Here is an 18,041-nt window from a genome sequence, read left to right as displayed (position 1 = left end):
TTGGAGACGCATGAGCTTCAGAAAAAACGACGCACCGAACCTCCTGAAGTTCGTCGCTTGCAGTTGATCATGGCCGCCATAGACTCGATTTCGAAACGCGGGTTTTCTGACACGACGCTTAAACACGTGACAGAAACAGCCAATCTGTCCCATGGCGTGGTGAATTATCACTTCGACAGTAAGGAAGCGCTGTATGACGCAACGCTAGGTTTCCTTGCGCAAGAACACTATGAGAATTGGCTAAAGTCTTACGACGCCGCGGAACCTACAGCCGCACATAGGCTGGCTGCCATCATTCGAGCGGATTTTGACAAAAGCATCTGCACACACAAGCGCTTGGCTGTCTGGTTTGCTTTCTGGGGTCAAGCGAAGTATCGTCCTAATTATTTGAAAATACATAACAAATATGACAACGAAAGATACGACCGAATTCTGCAACTGTGTGGTGAATTGATCACCGACGGCGGTTACGACGATCTTGATCCAGAAAAAACAGCCCGAGCAGTAGAGGCGATGTCAGATGGGGCCTGGCTCAGCTTGATGTTGTACCCCAAAGTGGCCGATCGTCGGGAATTCAGGGATGTTTGCATGCTTTCGCTGTCGCGGTTTTTCCCAAAACACTTTCCGGTCTAAGGGAAAACAACGGACGGGGGCTTCAGCACCTTATCTTGTGCATTCCGGGGTCATAGAGCGGTTTTAACGAGGCGGTCGCATCGTACTTCTCGTCTGCGATTTCGATCTGCCACTGCCCCGATGCGATTAAGTCTGCAGTCAACGGCTCGTCAATCTCTGCAAAACCAATGCCGACAGCAGCGCCGAGCGTGTGCCCATATCCGCCAACTTGAATATATCCGACTTCCTTGCCGTTTAGATAAATCATCTCGTTGCCATACATCAGAGGCTCTGGGTCTTTTAGCAGGAACTGCAACATCCGGTTATTGGGCGTGCCTTTCGCCTTGATCGCGGCGAGTGCTTCCTTACCGATGAAACCACCGGGTTTGTCCAGTTTTACGGCAAACCCAAGCCCGGCTTCGATCGGGTTGTCTGTGTTGTCCACATCGATTCCGAAATCACGATAAGCTTTCTCTAGCCGCAGGGAGTTAAGGGTTTGCATTCCGGCATTGCGAACGCCCAAATCAAGACCTGCATCCATAAGCAGGTCGTAGGTCTGTACTGCCTGAGTGGCGGGCACGTGAAGTTCCCAGCCGAGCTCGCCGATAAAGGTCACGCGATAGGCCATAACTATGGCGTAACCGATGTCGATTTCTCGAGCAGTCATGAAGGGAAAGCCTTCGTCGGACAAATCAGCACCAGATATTCTGCTCAAAAGTTCGCGTGACTTTGGACCGTGAACGTTGATCTGGCAGCGTCCTGAAGTGATGTCTGTGATAACAACGTTTTCACCGTCCAAGATGTGCCGTCGCATGCGCATCTCGGTATGACCCGCCGAGTTTTCACCCACGATGACCCAGAATTTATGATCGGATAGTCGGGTAACTGTAAGGTCAGCCTCAAATCCACCTCGTTCATTTACCCAGGCTGTATAGACGACACGGCCGGGATCAACATCAACTTCATTGCAAGAGAGGCGAGAGAGGAGGGCGCAGGCGTCTGGTCCTTCGACGCTGAAACACGCCATTGATGTCATGTCCATTACGATGACATCCTCGCGTGCTGCCCGGTGTTCTTCAGCGTGCCATTCAAACCAGTTTTGACGATACCAACTGTATTTCTCGACCTTGGCTTGTTCGGACGTCGGAGCAAACCAATCAGGTTGTTCCCAACCATTTCCTTCGCCAAAAAAGGCTCCGGCCTCTATGAGACGGTCATAGAGCACTGAACGCTTAACGTTCCTGGCCGTTTTGTAGTTCTCATTGTGGTAGTGCTGGCCAAATAACTTTCCGAGCAACTCAGGTGTCCTGTCGCGTCGAAAGGCCGGTGTTGCCATTTCACGGGAGAAACGGTTGACGTTGATACCGGTGACATCGATTGGCGGCAACCCGTCCACCATCCAATGGGCCAGCACCATTCCTGTGCCTGCACCGTTCAGGATGCCAAGTGAGTTCATCCCACATGCAACCCAAAGATTGCGCAGTTCGGGCGTTGGGCCAACAAGTGGTGCAAGATCAGGCGTAAAGCTTTCTGGTCCGCAGAACAGTTTCTTAACGCCGTAGCTCATCGTGTCAGGTACGCGCGAATAGGCTTTCTCTAAGTCGGGCCCAACACGTTCCCAATCTGGCTCGATCTCTCCAAATTGCCATTCATCCGGGATACCATCGACCTTCCAAGCCGCAGCGCCTGGTTCAAAAAGCCCCAACATCATCCCGCCGACTTCTTCACGGTAATACGTGTATGTGGAAGGGTCTTCGAGAACAGGTAGGTCGCGTGGCAGTCCTGGGATACTTTCCGTTATCAGATAGTAATGTTCAGCCGCCTGGAGGGGCAGATTAACACCATGTTTAGCCCCCAGTTGGCGGGACCACATGCCACCGCAAATCACAATGTTCTCTGCTGTTATGGTGTGACCACTTGCGGTCCGGACCCCCGTAGCGGTGCCGTTTCTGGCCAAAATCTCTTCGACCCGCACGCCTTCGTAGAAACGCGCACCTCTGTTTCTGGCTCCCTTGGTCAGGGACATTGTCACGTCCACTGGGTTGGCCCGACCGTCCTCGGGAATTAGGAATGCTCCAACGACGTCTGAGAGGTCCCCAATGGGGAACATATCCTGCGCTTCTTTTACCGAAACTTCGTGGTTGTTTATCCCGAAACGCCGCATGAAGGCGGCGACGCGGCGCATCTCATGCAGGCGTTCGTCATTGGTTGCAATCTGCAGATATCCAACGTCGCGGAAACCTGTGGATATACCGGTTTCCTTCTCTAGGTTCGCATAAAGGTCTCGACCGTGCGTGTAGATAGCGCACTCAGCTTCGGATTTAAGGAGGCCGGCTACGATCAGGCCTGCGGCATGCCAAGTGGTCCCTGATGTCAGTTGTCCCTGTTCCAGAACGACAACATCGGAATGGCCGAGCTTAGTCAAGTGATAGGCCGTGTTCGCGCCGATCGACCCCCCACCAATAATCACGGTTTGGGCATGCGTCGGTAGGGTGTCAGCCATTGCGAGAAAATCCTTCTAGGCGTTCTTTTCTCCGAATACCAGTCAAATCACTTGATGTCTACTGACTGAATGATCATTCAATTAAAGCTGAATCTTTGACCTGCGATTTCGCGATAAAGCTTGTCTGAGATGAGAGAAAAGGTTTCACTACAGTGACTGACTGACAATCAGATGCGGGGGAATCCTATGTCAGACGAAATCCTATATGATCAACAGGCAATCAGCTTTCTGGAGGAGCTTTGGGGGGAGGGATTTCTTTCACCGGGAGGCCCTGAAGAAGTTGCTCGTGTTGTTGAAGGGGTTGATCTGAAAGATAAGCATATCCTTGATATAGGATGCGGATCTGGGGCGATCGCAGTGTTGATGGCAAGGGAGTTCGGCGCCGCTAGAGTTACGGGGATTGATGTAGAGGCCCCGGTTTGCGCGGCTGCGAAAGAGCGAGTTGGGCAGGCGGATCTGGAGAGAAAGGTCGATATCATACAGGTCACTCCAGGTCCAATGCCATTCGAAGATGGTATTTTTGACGTAGTGTTTTCGAAGGACTCGATCATCCATATCCCCGACAAAGTAGCGATGGCTGCGGAAGCTTATCGTGTGCTCAAACCAGGCGGTTATTTCGCTGCTTCTGACTGGCTGACCAATCATGATGGTGAGATGTCACCGGAAATGGCGCACTACGTAAAGATGGAAGCCTTAGAGTTTCAGATGGCGTCGCCCTCAAAGTACCGAGCTGCTATGGAGCTGGCTGGCTTTGAAGACGTAGAGTTAGTCAACCGCAACGCTTGGTATGCTCAGGTATCAGCTGATGAGCTGGAGGAATTGACCGGGCCAAACCGAGCCGACTGGGAAGCTCGTCATGGTGCGGAGTTTATTGAACATCAGATCGAGATCTGGGACGCTATGCAGCCAGTGTTGAAAACCGGAGAGCATTGCCCTCATCACATCCGTGGTCGGAAACCTGCCTGATCTGACTGGAACTTTAAATGGACGCGATGACCGTTATGCGTCGTAGTCCTTGCTGACCTGCGCCATACCAGCTTCCATGATGTCGAACATTTCGTCTATCTGCGACGGAGTTATGATCAGAGGGGGCGAGAACACGGCCATGTTTCCAAATGGTCGCAAGAGGAGTCCCATCTCCTCGCACGCATCGTCCAGTTTCTGTCCAAACTTCACATGCGCTTCGTAACTCTCGACGTTCAGTCCAGGGCGACATTCTATGCACCCGAGGAGCCCGTCACCGCGCACATCCCCAACTATCGGAAACTTCTCCTTTATTTGATTTAGGCGGTCCTGGAAATGCGGTGTGACGCGTTGAACGTGTCCTAGAATGTCCTCGTGCTCCATGATTTCAATATTCTTAATGGCAGCCGCGCAGCTCACAGGGTGCCCGGAGTATGTGTAGCCGTTGTAGAAAACATCGTCGCCCGGTGCGTCTGAAATGCGTTTCATTACTGCGTCCGAGATTATGCAGGCACCTAACGGCAGATAGCCCGAGGTTAAACCTTTTGCGCAGGTAATAATGTCAGGGACGATGCCAAAGACGTCTTCTGAGGCGAACCAGTGTCCCAACCTACCAAAGCCGGTTACGACTTCATCCGAAATGTACAGAATGTCGTTTGCCCGGCAAATTTCGAGCGTGCGCTTGTGATAACCCGGAGGTGGAACGATCACGCCACCGGAACACAGGATCGGTTCCGCGATAAAGGCGGCAACACGGTCGGCGCCTACGTCAGCAATCAGGCTCTCAAGGTCAGCAACTTTGGCGTCGCACCATGCATCAACTGTTATGCCTTCTGGCCGGTGGTAGGGGTTCACGTCGGGCAGAAAACGCACCAGATCCTGAGCTTTTTCAAAGCTTGTTTCGAAACGTTCTTTTCCAGTGACAGTCGCGGCGAGAAAGGTTGATCCGTGGTAGCCTTTTTCCCGGCCGATCACGATCCTCTTCTCCGGTCGGCCAAGCCGTTTGTTCATGAAAAGTGCGGTCCTCAGTGCGGTGTCAACGGCGGTAGACCCACCGGTCGTGAAGTGCACCGTGTTCAGATCGCCTGGTGTACGTTCCGCGATCATTCGCGCCAGAACGGCCGCGGGTTCGGTCGTAAACGACCACGGCGACGCATAGGGCATCTTCATAACCTGTTGGGAAATGGTATCGGCCATCTCTTGACGCCCGTATCCGATCTGTGTGCACCACATTCCGCCAGGGCCATCAATATATCGCTTCCCGGCAGCATCCCAGAGGTAGATACCATCCGCTGTATTTACCCGCATGTACTCGTCGGACCCAAAGCCGTCGGTTCCGGCCCAAGGATGTAGGTGATGGTCGCGATCCCAAGCGACAAGGTCGCCGTCGGTTGGTGTATTATCCAGGGTGTTCACGTCTGCTTCTCCTTTAGGTGCGGGCCGGTGGCGTAGCTCGTGCGCGGGGCGGTGCGAAGAAGGCTTTGGTGACAGGAGTGAGGCGCGCCATCCTGGTGCGCCATTTGCCTTCTTGCAGAGTGTAGATCTCGGCCTTTAAGCCAGATGACCGGCCAGCATCCGGCATACGGACATGGGCCAACGCAATGCTGCGCTTGGCGGTCGGCGACCATATCCCGGATGTTATGTGCCCAACTTCTTTTTTGCGTCGATTGTAGATCAACGACCCTTCCGAGGGTTTGAATCCTTCGACATCGAAACGTAGGAGGAGGCTTCTTGGATTCTCTCGCTTGGACAGCAGCTCTCGCCGGCCATTGAAATGTCCTTTGTTGAAATCGACGAGCCGACCCAGACCAAGTTCGAAGGGTGTTTGGCCTCGGTGCAACCGTTCGGTCGCATGAACCGGTTGAAAATCCACACCTGCGGTCAGAAAACCGGCTTCGATGCGGGCCAAGTTTACAGCTTCGTATCCAATGGCGCGCAGTCCCTGATGTGTGCCACCTTTCCAAATTCTGTCCCAAAGCGCTTCTGCCTTGTCCCAGTCGCACCAGAGCTCGTAACCTAAGTCACCGGTAAAACCCGTCCGCGAGATCATGAGACTGTGTTCAATTTGAGCGAGATCGAATGGCTTCAGCTTGCTGACATCTAAACCAGCGGCTTCCAAAACTGCATAAGAGGTCGGCCCTTGCAGCGAAAGTCCAGCAACACTGTGAGTTTCGTCGACGACTGAAACGTCAAAACCCCATGCAGCGTCGAGTAGCCATGTCAGCATTTGTTCCTGACAACAAAGGCGCCAATCGTTGTCGCCAAGATGGAAAAGAGTCCCGTCATCGATTACCATACCCTCTTCATCACACCAGACCGCGTACCCCACGCGACCAACGCTGATTTTTCGGACGTCCCGTGTCACGAGGCGATTGAGCATCGCGGTCGTGTCCGGCCCGGTCAATCGGTACTTGTGCATTGGTGAGATATCAAACAAAGAGGCCTGATTTCGCAGCGCGAAGTACTCGAACTCGACACTGTCCAGCACACCCGGGGCAGCATAACCGGCCCAATCGTACCAATTTTGTGCGCGATTTTGCTCTTCGAGTTTTTTGTGAAATGGCCCGGGTATCAAACCGAGTTTTGGATCGGTAAAGATGCTCATGGCTGAGCCTCCAGCGCCGCCAGGGCCGCATTGCGACCAGCGAGGCCCATGACGTCGCCACCGGGATGCGTTGCTGCACCGCATTGGAACAGCCCTTTCGGCCCCATGGAGTATCTGGACATCCCGTTCGTGGGCCGAAGTGTCAGGAGCTGGTCCAAAGACATTTCTGCATGGTGCCAGTGCCCGCCGGGCGCTCCGGTTGCGCTTTCGATTTTATCCGGTGTTATGACCTGCTTACCTGCAATTTGATCACCCAAGCCGGGCAGGGCGCGGCTAAGAGTTTCGACTGCAATTTCCGCAAGCTGTTCCTTTGCAGTCTCAGTCCAGCCGCCTTCAAGGTCAGATGGCGCATATTGCACTATGGTTGACAGCCAGCTTGCCCCGTCGGCTGTCTGCATTTTGAAAGCTTCAATCACAGGTGCTTTGGACATTTGACCATACTTAGCCGGATTGAACGCAGCTTCGACGTATTCCACAGAAGGAGCATAGATCAGACGTTCGTGTGCCAATTCGTCACTCAGGCTAGGCAGGGCGGAGCTATCCTTGAGCCGTAGATTGACCTTAGCCGTTGTTCCACGCGCCCGTATATTTCGCACTCGCCGCATCGTTTCGATGTCAAAGGCAGAGGGACCGGTCATTCGGCTTGTTAGTTTCGGGGCAAGGCTGCTGAGCACATTAGGCGCGGCAATGGTTCGTCCATCGGTGGTTTCCACTCCGGAGACTGCATCGTTGTCCAACAGAATGCGGGATACTTCAGTGTCCGGCATCAGCAGGCAACCTGCCTTTTGCGCAGCTTCCACCATCAAATCGGTTAACGCGCACATCCCGCCTGCTGGTTGAGTGATGGTCCCTCCGTGACCCAAACGATAGATCAGATTGAACACAGTGCCCGGAGATCTTGGACCAGTGGCTGTCCCCCAGATTGCATCAGCAGCAAGCATTCCAGCCACCGGTCCTTCCGACAGGTCATCTAGGATAATGTCGTGGACATTAGATAAGACGACCTGCAGGAAACGCCGCATTTCAGATTTGCCCAGCTTTTTCAGGCCTATGCCCAGTTTCGCCAGGCGCAAGAACTCGTTGAGCGCACCCCGGGAAAGGATGGCCTTTTGCCCCCCGGGAGGTGGAGCCTCGGCGAGTTGGCGCAAAAGGTCTCCATATGTAATCAGCTGGCGTGTCAGATCAGACCAGGCATCTGATTCCCGGTGTTTTGTCCCGTCGCTCCAATACACGCCGTCGTTCTTGAAGACGATGTGCCGCCCATCCTCAGACAGAGAGACCGTGGAGACGGGTTTGCTGGACAGGACAGGGTGTTGAATACCTATGCCGATGTCACCCAATGCCCGCGGGCTCAGGTTGTATAGCGAATGTGCAAGGGTCGGACCGCCGTCCACAGAATAAGACGCCATGCCGCCGAACCTGTCGGATTTCTCAATGATACAGACATTCTTGCCGCGTCGACCAAGGAGTGTTCCGGCAATCAGGCCGTTTACACCGCCGCCAATGACAATCGCATCAAATTGGCTCATGCGGCATACCCCTTCATTCGGCCATGCCGTGTTTCTTTCCTGAGAATAGCGCGGGCAGCGTTTGCACCTGGGGCCCCCATAACCCCACCGCCGGGATGGGCGGACGACCCGCACAGATAAAGCCCCTTGATGGGTAAATTGTACTGCGACCAACCCGGGACGGGCCGATTGAAGAAAAGCTGATCAAAAGTTAGTTCGCCTTGGAAAATGTTGCCCTCTGTCAGACCGACCTCGCGCTCAATTTCCAATGGTGAACGAACTTCCATATGAACAACGCGCTCGCGAATGTCGGGACACGCCACAGACATCTGGTCGAGTACAGTTTCTGCCATCGCGTTGCGCTGTTTGTCGTCCCAATTCTCGGCAGATCTAACGCCGTCGACTACTAAGTCATACGGCGCATATTGGACGAAAACCGTCATCATGTGGGCACCTGTCGGCGCCATAGTCGGATCAATCTGGCTTGGGATGAGCATGTCGATATAAGGCTTTTCCGACCAGCGTCCGACTTTCCAATCATCATAGGCCTTTTCAAGTTCAAAGAGGCTCTGCGACACATGTAAATCACCCCTGAGGAAGCTGGTGTGCTCGGGTGCTGCAGGGAAATTTGGAAAGCGGTCAAGCGCAATATTGAGCTTTGCCGAGGACCCCCGAATTTTGAAGTTTCGCACCGCCTTGGTGAAATCATCCGGCAACTCGGCCATATCTAAATGGTGCAGAATTGTGCGTTTGATATCCATATTGGAGGCAACGACAGGGGCATGAAAAACCTTGCCGTCCTCCAAAGCTACGCCTTCAACGCGTCCGTCTTTGCTGAGGATTTTCTCAATCCCCGAACCTGTGTGGATAGTACCGCCGTGATCCTTGAAAGAGGCAGCAATGGCATTCGAAATTGCACCCATCCCTCCACGCGCGAAGCCCCATGCTCCGATGCCGCCGTCAATGTCACCCATGTAGTGGTGCAGCAGCACATATGCCGTTCCGGGTGAGTACACTCCGAGGCCGGTGCCGATAATGCCTGAGCCTGCCAAATGGGCCTTAATCAAGTCGTTTTCGAAATGCTCATCCAGAAAGTCACCAATGGACATTGTCCAGAATTTCAGCGTTTCACCAAGCTCCCGACTGCCCAAACCATGTGCTTTTTTTACGAGGTACGCCAGTTCGCCGAGATCGCGCGGATGGAGAGAAGCGGGGTCCGGTGCGTCCCGAAGTAAAAACGGACGGACAAAACGGCATTGCCGCATGATGGCTCGCGAATAGCGGCGATAGGCGTCGGCATCTTTTGCGGAATGACGTGCCATCTCACGCTTCAGTGCGTTGTGATCGGAATAGTAGGCGAAGTAATCCCCATCGCGCGTAAAGCTCGCGCCGCCTTCATACGGAATTACCTGAAGTCCGTATTTTGGTAGCTCAAGGTCCCTGGCAATCTCGCGCCGCAAAAGAGAGCAAACGTATGAGCAATTCGAGTATGTCCAGCCCTCGTGTAGCGACCGGCTGACTGCGGCGCCACCGATCCAGTCGTTCTTTTCGACCACCAAAACACGCATGCCAGCGCGCGCCAAATAGGCTGCAGCGGTTAATCCGTTGTGACCAGCGCCGGCCACAATCACATCGTATCTGTTCTCAACCGTCAAATTTCTCCATCCCCTTCTCTCCCGTTTACAGATCGGGTGCGCGTTCGTAAAGTTTATTTGAGCGCTCAAATAAATTTCAAGCTATTGACGCATCTTTTTTGCGCGCTGTAGATGGCTGCATTCGTAGGAGGAGCGACAATTGGTCGAAGCTGAGCGGAAACGTCCTCGCAAAGAGAGGAAGGAGAACGCAGATCGTCGTCGCCGGCAGCTGCTGGACGCAGCTTGCCGCTCAATATTGACCCATGGATTGGCAAAAACGACGCTTGCAACAGTCGCGTCTGAGGCAGAGCTTTCTCAGGGTGTTGCGGCATTTTATTTCAAATCAAAGCTAGGTCTTCTGACCGAAACTTTGCGTGACCTGTACCAGCGTTACGAGAAGCACTGGACAGCTTCTTTAGAGCGAGCAGGGGACAAGCCCGCCGAAAAGATAAGGGCTTTGATAAAAGCTGACTTCCACCCTGATGCGTGTGGTCCGGATGTCTTACCCCTTTGGTATGCATTCTGGGGCGAGCTTCGATTTCAACTGCAGTATGATGAAGTTGCCGAGCATTTTGAGACACGTCGAAGAGAGACCTTGAGGTTGATCTGGAAAGAATTGCTCTCAGCAGACGACGTTACTTCAGCAGATCAAATGGCTGAATGGATGGAGACATTAACAGATGGCTATTGGCAACGATTGCATCTCGCTCCGGAAGGCCTGAGCCGAAAGCAGGCGGAGCAAGCTGCCTGGGGATGCCTTGTTCGTTTGGTTCCAGAATTACTTGGAGATACGGCTTAGTCAATTTCGACTGAAAGGCCCAGCAATATGACGCGAGTGCGGATATCGCAGCAGCCTCGGCCATCCTGGGGTGCGATCTTAAAAGAGGCGCGTTACCTTGCGCGGCTTGCTCTTCCGATAGTCATTTCTCTTGCTGCTGCTGCTTTGATTGGTGTCGTTGACACAGTGATGGTGGCCCCGTTGGGCACACTTCCTCTGGCGGCGGTCTCAATTACGGCCTCGGTGCTGATCATTTTCTATTCAGCGCTCTACGGCTTTGTGTCCGCAATTGGTGTGCGCATGGCAGAAGCTTTTGGGAAAACAAGTGACCAAGGGCTGGCAGCAGCAACAAGCGCCGGAATTTTTGTTTCCTTAGTCGTGGGGGCAGTTGGCGCTGTTGCAATGATCTGCCTTAAGCCTGCTCTCTCTTGGATTGGGCAGCCGCCTGAAGTGGTCAGTCTAATAGGCGGGTACTGGATCGCGATGAGCCTTCTTTTGGTGCCCTTCACGGTTTTCTACACGCTTAAGGCTCTCTTTGACGCCATGAACCATCCGTGGATTGGCGTTGGTCTTGCGTTTCTTGCGGTCGGTTTCAACATCCCTTCAAATTATGTTTTGATCCACGGAGTTGGTGGCTGGCCGGGTCTGGGTCTCCTCGGCGCCGGGATGGCAAGTCTGTTGTCTCAGATAGTGCCGTTGATCATAGCGCTCGTGATTTTGCGAGTGTGGAAAAGTAAGAGAGGCCTTCTGAGGTCCGCGAGTTTCGACAGGTCCGAGGTCAAAGCGCAGCTCAAAGAAGGATTCATTATCTCCGTTGGCTATTTGGGGGAGGGGGCCGCTTACGCAGTTGCCGGCCTTATGCTTGGTTGGTTCAGCGCCGCCGCGCTCGCCGCCCATCAAATCGTTTCGGCAGTCAGCGACGTCATTTACATGGTGCCACTAGGCGTTTCGATTGCGATTTCTATACGCGTAGCTCAAGCAATTGGTGCCGATGAAAGAGAAAGGTTGAATCCGATCGTTTTAGCGTCGCTGTTGGTCGTCGTTGGTTGGATGACCGTGGTCGTCACTGGTATTGTGTTTGGCCGTGCCCCTTTGGCAAATAGCCTTTCAGATGACCCAGAGGTCGTTTCTCTTGCGATATCAATGTTCCTTGTGATTGCAGCAATGCAGATTGCAGATGGTGTGCAAGGGACAATGCTAGGCGCATTTCGGGGCATGATGGACAATCATGTTCCTGTCGCCATTACCCTGATTGCCTATTGGGTTTTTGCTTTGCCGCTTGGATATGCGCTGGGCTTTTGGCTTGGGTTCGGTCCCAACGGAGTTTGGATCGGATACGGCTCAGGTCTCTCATTGGCCGCTATCGCGTTGACCTATCGCTTCTTCTCCCAAAACCGCTAGGCGGCGCTGTTTGCGGGCCTTCTAAAGGCCCAACTTGTCTAAGAGTTTCAGGCGCAGGATTTCTGCTTCGACCAGAGTCTCTTTCGCGAAGGAAAAAGGCAGTGGTCTGAGAGGGGTGACAGGAAATTCCAGCTCGTCTGATTTGGTTCCAGTCGCCCATTTGGCGAGGACGCGCCCCATTGCCGTGGCGATGGCAACGCCGCGCCCATTGTATCCCAAACCTGTCACAATCCCTGGTGCGAGCTCATGCAGATGCGGATAGTGATCTTTAGTCAAAGCAACAAAGCCGCCCCACTCGTATTCCCACTGAACTCCAGATAATTGGGGGAAAAGTTCAACAGAAATGCGTTTCAACCGCTCAATTTGTTTGAGAGTGGACTTGTCGTTGTAGGTACCGCGTCCTCCCATAAGAAAGCGACCTTCCGCGTCTTGCCTGAAGTACAGAAGCAGGCGTCGTGCGTCTGACAAAGCGTTGCCTTCTGGCAGAATTGACTGGCGGACATTGTCGGACAGGGGCGCCGTAGCGACTTGGACCGAGCGAACGGGCAAAACGGATTTAGCCAAGCGCGGATGCAGATCTCCAGAATAGGCGTTCGTACAGATCAGCACTTTTTCTGAGATAACCGCTCCTTTGGGAGTTTCAATACGAAAGCGACCGGCCTCTGACAAAATCTGCTTGGCAGGCGTTCCACCGAAAATTTGCACGCCATTGCGGCGACCTGCTTCGGCCAGCCCAAGTGCATAGTTTAACGGGTGCAAAACACCGCCGCGGCGATCCAGAACGCCGCCAAGGTAAGCTTCGGTCCCGGTCAGTCGCTGCATTTCGCTTTGATCAAGCGATACCATACCCCCGCCGTGGTTGTCCCAATCCTCGGCTAGTTTGTGTAGTTCACTGAGTGTTTTTTTACTATGCGCCGCGCGCAGCCAGCCAGGACGATTTGCGTCGCACTCAATCCCGTGCCGAGTTATTAAGTCAAACACAAGATCGGCGGCGTCACCGGCCATTCGGATCATTCTGGTTCCCCAGATGTCACCAAATTTGGTTTTGATGCCCGTCGGCCCGTCCTTTAGGCCTACATTGATTTGACCGCCATTACGTCCAGAAGCTCCCCAGCCCGGATGATGCGCATCGATGACAACAGCTTTGACGCCTTTCTCGGCCAGGTGAAGTGCTGCCGAAAGCCCGGTAAACCCGGCGCCAATCACGGTCACGTCAGAGTGCTGTTCGCCAACCAATTGTGGACATTCTGACGAATAGCCTGCTGTTGCTGACCACAGGCTATTTGCGATGACTGGGTTTTCGTTTCGGATCATCTAGTGGCCTCGCGCTTGCCTTGTGGGGGGAACTACGTAGGTTTGGCTCGTGATACTTGCCGGATAGTATGTGACGAATGCCCAGACTTTTGAACCAATTCGAATTGAAACCAACCGTCGAGCTCGATGCATTCGAGCAGGCGTGGAACGCGTTTGTCGAACACTTGATCAAGACGGACCTTGCCGCCGAGGGTACGCCTTTGTGCAGGCGCATCCCCGCAAGTGGTTACGATACCGACGAGCTGCGCAACCATACGCTTATGGCTGTTGTAGAGTTCAGGGATCAATCGCAGGCAGACGCGGCTTGGGCCGCCATTGAAGGCCGCGTTGAGCCTTTGGGGGCTTTGCATCGTAGAGTTATTTCTTTGGTGCACGATCCGGTTTTCACTTTTTGGTCGGAACTCTAGATCTGCGATTGCGTACGTCCGGATGTTTTCAAATCATTTTCTCTTTTCCATTGAATGATCGTTCAATCAATGGCATCTATCGCTTAGATGTCAATCGTCCACGCGCTGAGTGAGAACGGCTGTTGGGGGCAGGCAAGACAAAAGAAGTGCTTAGTAGATGGGATGCATTTTGGTGAGACAATCGCCAATCGAAAAAACAAACCCTGAGGGACGGCGTCGTACCGAGACCAAGGAGGTGAGGAGACAACAACTCATCAATGCGACAATCGACTCGATTGCCGAAAACGGGATTGGTGGAACGACCATGTCCACAGTGACCGAGATTGCAGGTTTGTCATTGGGCATCGTCAACTTCCACTTCAAAAGTAAGCAGAACTTGCTGGAAGAAACGTTGCTGTTTCTAGCAAAGGAACACCACGAACAGTGGTTGGAAGCCTTTGACAATGCAGGATTGTCAGCGCCTGAAAAATTGTTGGCGATCGTCGATGCGCACTTTTACCCTCAGATTTGCACGCCAAAAAAGCTAGCTGTTTGGTTTGCGTTTTTTGGAGAGGCAGGACGGCGCGAAGTCTATCGCAGTCTGATCAATGACATCGATCAGGAGCGGTACGACGTAGCACTGAGACTGTGTTCAGAGATTGCTGAAGACGGTGGATACAAGGACATACCGCCAAGGCAAGTCGTCAATATTCTGGAATCTCTGTACGACGGAATCTGGTTGGAGCTTTTGACCTATCCCGAGAACTTTCAACGTTCGGTTGCCCGGGATCACATTGCCGCCTTTCTTGCCAAGATCTACCCAGATCACTTTCGAATGCCCGCGTTCAAAAACGGTGGTTGAAACAGAGCGGCTTTCAAACCGGACACTCCAGACAAGATCAGCCAGCGCATGGCGCAGCCAACCAAGGATCAAAAAATGGATAGGGACCCTCGCTACGATATCCTTTTCGAACCGGTTCAAATCGGGCCAGTTACTGCGCCAAATCGGTTCTATCAGGTGCCGCACTGTACAGGTATGGGTTGGCAATATCCGCGTACTCTTGCTGCAATGCGAAAAGTGAAGGCGCAAGGGGGGTGGGGCGTCATATGCACAGAGTATAACTCGATCCACCCGTCGTCTGATGACCTACCGCATCCTTATGCTTCGCTTTGGGATGAAAGTGATGTTCGGGCGCACACACTTATGACCGATGCCGTACACGAATACGGTAGCCTGGCAGGTGCTGAGCTTTGGTACGGAGGCGCCAACTCGAACAACTTGTTTTCCCGGTTGCCGAGCATGGACGTCGACAGCCGTCCCAATACGAAAGGGCACCCTTTTCAGACCCGTGCAATGGACAAGCAGGACATCCGGGATCTACGCCGCTGGCATCGAAAGGCCGCATTGAGGGCACGGGACGCTGGATTTGACGTTGTCTATGTCTATGCAACGCACGGATACCTGATCTCGAATTTTTTGCATCCGCGCGTGAATACGCGCGGTGACGAATATGGTGGCAACTTAGAAAATAGGGTGCGTCTCACCCGAGAATTGATTCAGGAAACCAAGGACGCCGTTGGCGACCGGTGCGCCGTGGCCGTTCGGTTCTCGGCTGACGAAGAGATCGGCGAGGATGGCCAGCCAATCTATGGTGAGCGACGAGAGATGTTTGAGATGCTCTCCGATCTTCCGGATTTGTGGGATATCAACATCGCAGATTACTCGGTTGAGATGGGTGTCTCCCGTTTTACTAAAGAAGCTGCTCTTGAACCCTATATGCATTGGGTCAAGTCCGTGACGGATAAGCCCGTCGTGACCGTTGGTCGCTTCACGTCACCTGATACCATGGTCTCGCAAGTCAGGCGGGGGATTACGGATTTCATTGGGGCTGCACGCCCCTCAATCGCTGATCCTTACCTTCCAAAGAAGATCGAAGAAGGACGCTTGTCCGCGATCCGCGAGTGTATCGGATGCAATGTTTGTTACGCCAGTGACTCGATAGGGGTACCTATTCGATGCACTCAGAACCCAACAATGGGAGAGGAGTGGCGCAAAGGCTGGCACCCTGAAATCATTCGTAAGAAATCCTCAGATGCGCGCGTCTTGATTGTCGGGGCAGGCGCTGCCGGACTGGAAGCGGCACGGGCACTTGGCGTGCGTGGGTATGATGTCCAATTGGCGGAAGCTACTCGTGAGTTGGGTGGCAGGGTCTCGCGCGAAGCGGCTCTGCCTGGAATGAGCGAGTACATTCGCGTCAAAGATTATCGCGAGCAGCAATTGATGGAGATGCCCAACGTTGAAATCTACCGTGAAAGCCCGCTGACAGTTGACGATATCTTGGCCGTCGATGCTGACCACGTTGCGATCGCAACCGGCGCGACTTGGCGAAAAGAGCATTTTGACGAAGAACGTTTCGCCCCGGTCGCAAAAGGGTCAGCCTTAGGTCGGGTCTTTACTCCCGATGACATCATGGATGGGAATCTTCCCATTGGACCAACGCTCGTTTTTGATGGTGATGGCTACTACATGGCCAGTGTTGTTGCTGAAAAAATCAGAACGCAGGGACATCCCGTCACGCTGGTCACACCGTTTGACAGTGTTTCTGACTGGGCAAGAAATACGTCCGAACGTTGGCGCATCAGAACGCATTTGATTCGCTTAGGGGTCGAGGTCCTGCCGTCAAAGTCGCTTAAGCAATTTGATGGCGAAATCGCAGAGTTGGAGTGCGCCTATGGCGGTCCAAATGTGAATGTTCCGGTTGCCAACATAGTGATGGTTACTGCTCGGAAGCCAAATGATGGTCTCTACAGGGGATTGCTGGGGCGGGCGAGTTCCGAGGATTTGCCGTTCAGCCTTCGTCGCATAGGAGATTGCGACGCTCCGGCGATAATTGCGGCAGCGGTTTATTCAGGCCATCGATACGCGCAGGAATTGGACGAAGCAGTGGATGAGGACATTCCACTTAGACATGATCGTCTGGATGTCCGGCAGCAGCCGATTTGACTGCGCTGGACGATCTCGGTTGTACGCACTCAAGGGAACGCAGGAGAAATCACCCATGCCGGAAGGCTTAATCATCCGTCCGCTTGAATTGAAAGACAACGAAGAGTGGCGGCGCTTATGGACGGCATACTTGGATTTCTACGAGACCTCTGTCTCAGAAGAAGTCTACGAGGTTTCGTTCAACAGATTGTTGTCAACAGATGCAGGTGAATACAATTGCCTCATCGCTGAGTTAGAAGGGAAACCGGTTGGACTAGCGCACTACCTTTACCATAGGTTCATGTGGTCGGTGGAGGATACCTGTTATTTGATGGATCTCTTCGCTGATCAGCAGGTTAGAGGAAAAGGTGTTGGTCGAGCTCTAATCGAAACTGTCTTCCAGATCGCCAAGCAGGACGGTGTTCCGACCACCTACTGGACAACTCAAGAATTTAATTATCCCGGTCGAGTTCTGTACGACAAAGTCGCTAAGAGAACGCCATTTATAGTTTATGAAAAAGATGAATAATTGGTAGCGACTTGCCAGAAAAACTCGTCTTAGCGCTGGTCTTGTCAGAAGAACTTGTCTTGAGGCAGGCAGGACGGTTGCGTAGCTTTTGCCCATGACCAAACCTGCCTCTTTCAAGTACTTCAAAACCAGTCCCGAGGTCATCCGCCTTGCGGTGATGCTGTACATCCGTTTCCCGCTCTCGCTTCGAAATGTCGAAGATCTGTTGCACGAGCGAGGCATCGACGTGAGCCACGAAACCGTCCGATATTGGTGGAACAGGTTTGGTCCAATGTTTGCAGCTGAGATCCGACGGAAGCGTGTGCAGCAGCTGCGCGCGTTCTCGAAATGGAAGTGGCACGTGGACGAGGTTTTTGTAAAGGTGAATGGCAAGCGACATTATCTGTGGCGTGCAGTAGTTCACGAAGGTGAAGTGCTGGAAGCCGTTGTCACCAAGCGCCGAAACAAGGCTGCAGCACTAAAATTCCTAAGGAAATTGATGAAACGGCACGGTTGCGCCAAGGAGGTCGTCACAGATCGCTTCGCTTCCTACAAGGCTGCGCTCAGAGAAATAGGCGCGTTCGAAAAACAACAGACGGGCAGGTGGCTCAACAACCGCGCCGAGAATTCACACCTGCCGTTTCGACGACGCGAACGCGCGATGCAGCGTTTCAGGCGCATGCGAAGTCTACAGAAATTCGCCTCCGTCCATTCCTCCGTCTACAATCACTTCAACCAGGAAAGATCGCTAGCCAGTCGAGACACCTTCAAGCTGACCCGCGCCGCCGCTCTTAGCGAGTGGCATCAGCTTTGTTCCGGATAGGTTCGCGGTTTCCGCGGCAAACT

Annotated in this window: 15 protein-coding genes; 9 read left to right on the top strand and 6 right to left on the bottom strand. The window is 53.3% G+C overall.

Annotated elements, in window-relative coordinates; translation table 11 throughout:
* The gene (locus tag ACR3EH_RS03375) at positions 1 to 633 is read left to right on the top strand and encodes a TetR/AcrR family transcriptional regulator (protein WP_171189119.1); all 633 of its coding nucleotides are present in this window, start codon (positions 1 to 3) and stop codon (positions 631 to 633) included.
* A 22-nt stretch (positions 634 to 655) separates the two neighbouring features.
* Here ACR3EH_RS03375 and ACR3EH_RS03370 read toward each other — a convergent pair whose 3' ends face one another.
* The gene (locus tag ACR3EH_RS03370) at positions 656 to 3,115 is read right to left on the bottom strand and encodes a GcvT family protein (protein ID WP_171646725.1); all 2,460 of its coding nucleotides are present in this window, start codon (positions 3,113 to 3,115) and stop codon (positions 656 to 658) included.
* A gap of 186 nt (positions 3,116 to 3,301) precedes the next feature.
* On the opposite strand from ACR3EH_RS03370, the gene ACR3EH_RS03365 reads away from it, so the two are divergent.
* Positions 3,302 to 4,081: a class I SAM-dependent methyltransferase gene (locus ACR3EH_RS03365; protein ID WP_171189123.1), complete on the top strand. Its 780-nt coding sequence runs from the start codon at positions 3,302 to 3,304 to the stop codon at positions 4,079 to 4,081.
* Between the two features lie 33 nt (positions 4,082 to 4,114).
* Here the strand turns inward: ACR3EH_RS03365 and ACR3EH_RS03360 are convergent, their stop codons facing one another.
* The 4 genes from ACR3EH_RS03360 to ACR3EH_RS03345 are packed head-to-tail and all read right to left on the bottom strand — an operon-like array spanning position 4,115 to position 9,822.
* Entirely contained in the window at positions 4,115 to 5,494 is a 1,380-nt protein-coding gene (locus ACR3EH_RS03360) for an aminotransferase (RefSeq protein WP_171646727.1), read from the bottom strand.
* Between the two features lie 13 nt (positions 5,495 to 5,507).
* Positions 5,508 to 6,683 carry an aminomethyl transferase family protein gene (locus ACR3EH_RS03355; RefSeq protein ID WP_170463977.1) on the bottom strand — a complete coding sequence of 392 codons (1,176 nt, stop codon included), beginning with the start codon at positions 6,681 to 6,683 and terminating at the stop codon, positions 5,508 to 5,510.
* On the bottom strand, positions 6,680 to 8,212 hold the full coding sequence (locus tag ACR3EH_RS03350; RefSeq protein ID WP_171675448.1) for a phytoene desaturase family protein: 1,533 nt from the start codon (positions 8,210 to 8,212) through the stop codon (positions 6,680 to 6,682). The genes ACR3EH_RS03355 and ACR3EH_RS03350 overlap by 4 nt, the downstream gene beginning before the upstream one ends.
* Entirely contained in the window at positions 8,209 to 9,822 is a 1,614-nt protein-coding gene (locus tag ACR3EH_RS03345) for a phytoene desaturase family protein (RefSeq protein WP_371810725.1), read from the bottom strand. Before ACR3EH_RS03345 ends, ACR3EH_RS03350 begins: the two co-directional genes overlap by 4 nt.
* A gap of 163 nt (positions 9,823 to 9,985) precedes the next feature.
* On the opposite strand from ACR3EH_RS03345, the gene ACR3EH_RS03340 reads away from it, so the two are divergent.
* Both ACR3EH_RS03340 and ACR3EH_RS03335 read left to right on the top strand, forming a co-directional pair.
* The gene (locus ACR3EH_RS03340) at positions 9,986 to 10,624 is read left to right on the top strand and encodes a TetR family transcriptional regulator C-terminal domain-containing protein (RefSeq protein ID WP_171189129.1); all 639 of its coding nucleotides are present in this window, start codon (positions 9,986 to 9,988) and stop codon (positions 10,622 to 10,624) included.
* Between the two features lie 27 nt (positions 10,625 to 10,651).
* Positions 10,652 to 12,004: an MATE family efflux transporter gene (locus ACR3EH_RS03335; RefSeq protein WP_171675452.1), complete on the top strand. Its 1,353-nt coding sequence runs from the start codon at positions 10,652 to 10,654 to the stop codon at positions 12,002 to 12,004.
* A gap of 21 nt (positions 12,005 to 12,025) precedes the next feature.
* Here the strand turns inward: ACR3EH_RS03335 and ACR3EH_RS03330 are convergent, their stop codons facing one another.
* Entirely contained in the window at positions 12,026 to 13,318 is a 1,293-nt protein-coding gene (locus ACR3EH_RS03330) for an NAD(P)/FAD-dependent oxidoreductase (RefSeq protein ID WP_170463967.1), read from the bottom strand.
* 77 nt (positions 13,319 to 13,395) lie between these two features.
* Here ACR3EH_RS03330 and ACR3EH_RS03325 point away from each other — a divergent pair, with 77 nt between their 5' ends.
* The 5 genes from ACR3EH_RS03325 to ACR3EH_RS03305 all read left to right on the top strand — a co-directional run bounded on the left by ACR3EH_RS03325 (position 13,396) and on the right by ACR3EH_RS03305 (position 18,018).
* A complete protein-coding gene (locus ACR3EH_RS03325) occupies positions 13,396 to 13,725 on the top strand; it encodes a DUF6614 family protein (RefSeq protein ID WP_170463965.1) in 330 nt (109 codons plus the stop codon).
* A 172-nt stretch (positions 13,726 to 13,897) separates the two neighbouring features.
* A complete protein-coding gene (locus tag ACR3EH_RS03320) occupies positions 13,898 to 14,566 on the top strand; it encodes a TetR/AcrR family transcriptional regulator (protein WP_371810722.1) in 669 nt (222 codons plus the stop codon).
* A gap of 75 nt (positions 14,567 to 14,641) precedes the next feature.
* The gene (locus ACR3EH_RS03315; RefSeq protein ID WP_171675454.1) at positions 14,642 to 16,708 is read left to right on the top strand and encodes an oxidoreductase; all 2,067 of its coding nucleotides are present in this window, start codon (positions 14,642 to 14,644) and stop codon (positions 16,706 to 16,708) included.
* Positions 16,709 to 16,763: 55 nt separating this feature from the next.
* A complete protein-coding gene (locus ACR3EH_RS03310) occupies positions 16,764 to 17,216 on the top strand; it encodes a GNAT family N-acetyltransferase (protein WP_170353132.1) in 453 nt (150 codons plus the stop codon).
* A 94-nt stretch (positions 17,217 to 17,310) separates the two neighbouring features.
* A complete protein-coding gene (locus ACR3EH_RS03305) occupies positions 17,311 to 18,018 on the top strand; it encodes an IS6 family transposase (protein WP_171675456.1) in 708 nt (235 codons plus the stop codon).
* The last annotated feature ends 23 nt before the right edge of the window (positions 18,019 to 18,041 follow it).

It is taken from the genome of Ruegeria sp. BG7, from assembly GCF_056535685.1.
This window is presented reverse-complemented; position numbering and strand designations above follow the sequence as displayed.

Excerpts from the sequence above, each read along its gene's own strand:
- ACR3EH_RS03370 (WP_171646725.1), bottom strand. The coding sequence starts at position 3,115 with ATGGCTGACACCCTACCGACGCATGCCCAAACCGTGATTATTGGTGGG.
- ACR3EH_RS03365 (WP_171189123.1), top strand. The coding sequence starts at position 3,302 with ATGTCAGACGAAATCCTATATGATCAACAGGCAATCAGCTTTCTGGAG.
- ACR3EH_RS03355 (WP_170463977.1), bottom strand. The coding sequence starts at position 6,683 with ATGAGCATCTTTACCGATCCAAAACTCGGTTTGATACCCGGGCCATTT.
- ACR3EH_RS03350 (WP_171675448.1), bottom strand. The coding sequence starts at position 8,212 with ATGAGCCAATTTGATGCGATTGTCATTGGCGGCGGTGTAAACGGCCTG.
- ACR3EH_RS03335 (WP_171675452.1), top strand. The coding sequence starts at position 10,652 with ATGACGCGAGTGCGGATATCGCAGCAGCCTCGGCCATCCTGGGGTGCG.
- ACR3EH_RS03330 (WP_170463967.1), bottom strand. The coding sequence starts at position 13,318 with ATGATCCGAAACGAAAACCCAGTCATCGCAAATAGCCTGTGGTCAGCA.
- ACR3EH_RS03325 (WP_170463965.1), top strand. The coding sequence starts at position 13,396 with ATGCCCAGACTTTTGAACCAATTCGAATTGAAACCAACCGTCGAGCTC.
- ACR3EH_RS03315 (WP_171675454.1), top strand. The coding sequence starts at position 14,642 with ATGGATAGGGACCCTCGCTACGATATCCTTTTCGAACCGGTTCAAATC.
- ACR3EH_RS03310 (WP_170353132.1), top strand. The coding sequence starts at position 16,764 with ATGCCGGAAGGCTTAATCATCCGTCCGCTTGAATTGAAAGACAACGAA.
- ACR3EH_RS03305 (WP_171675456.1), top strand. The coding sequence starts at position 17,311 with ATGACCAAACCTGCCTCTTTCAAGTACTTCAAAACCAGTCCCGAGGTC.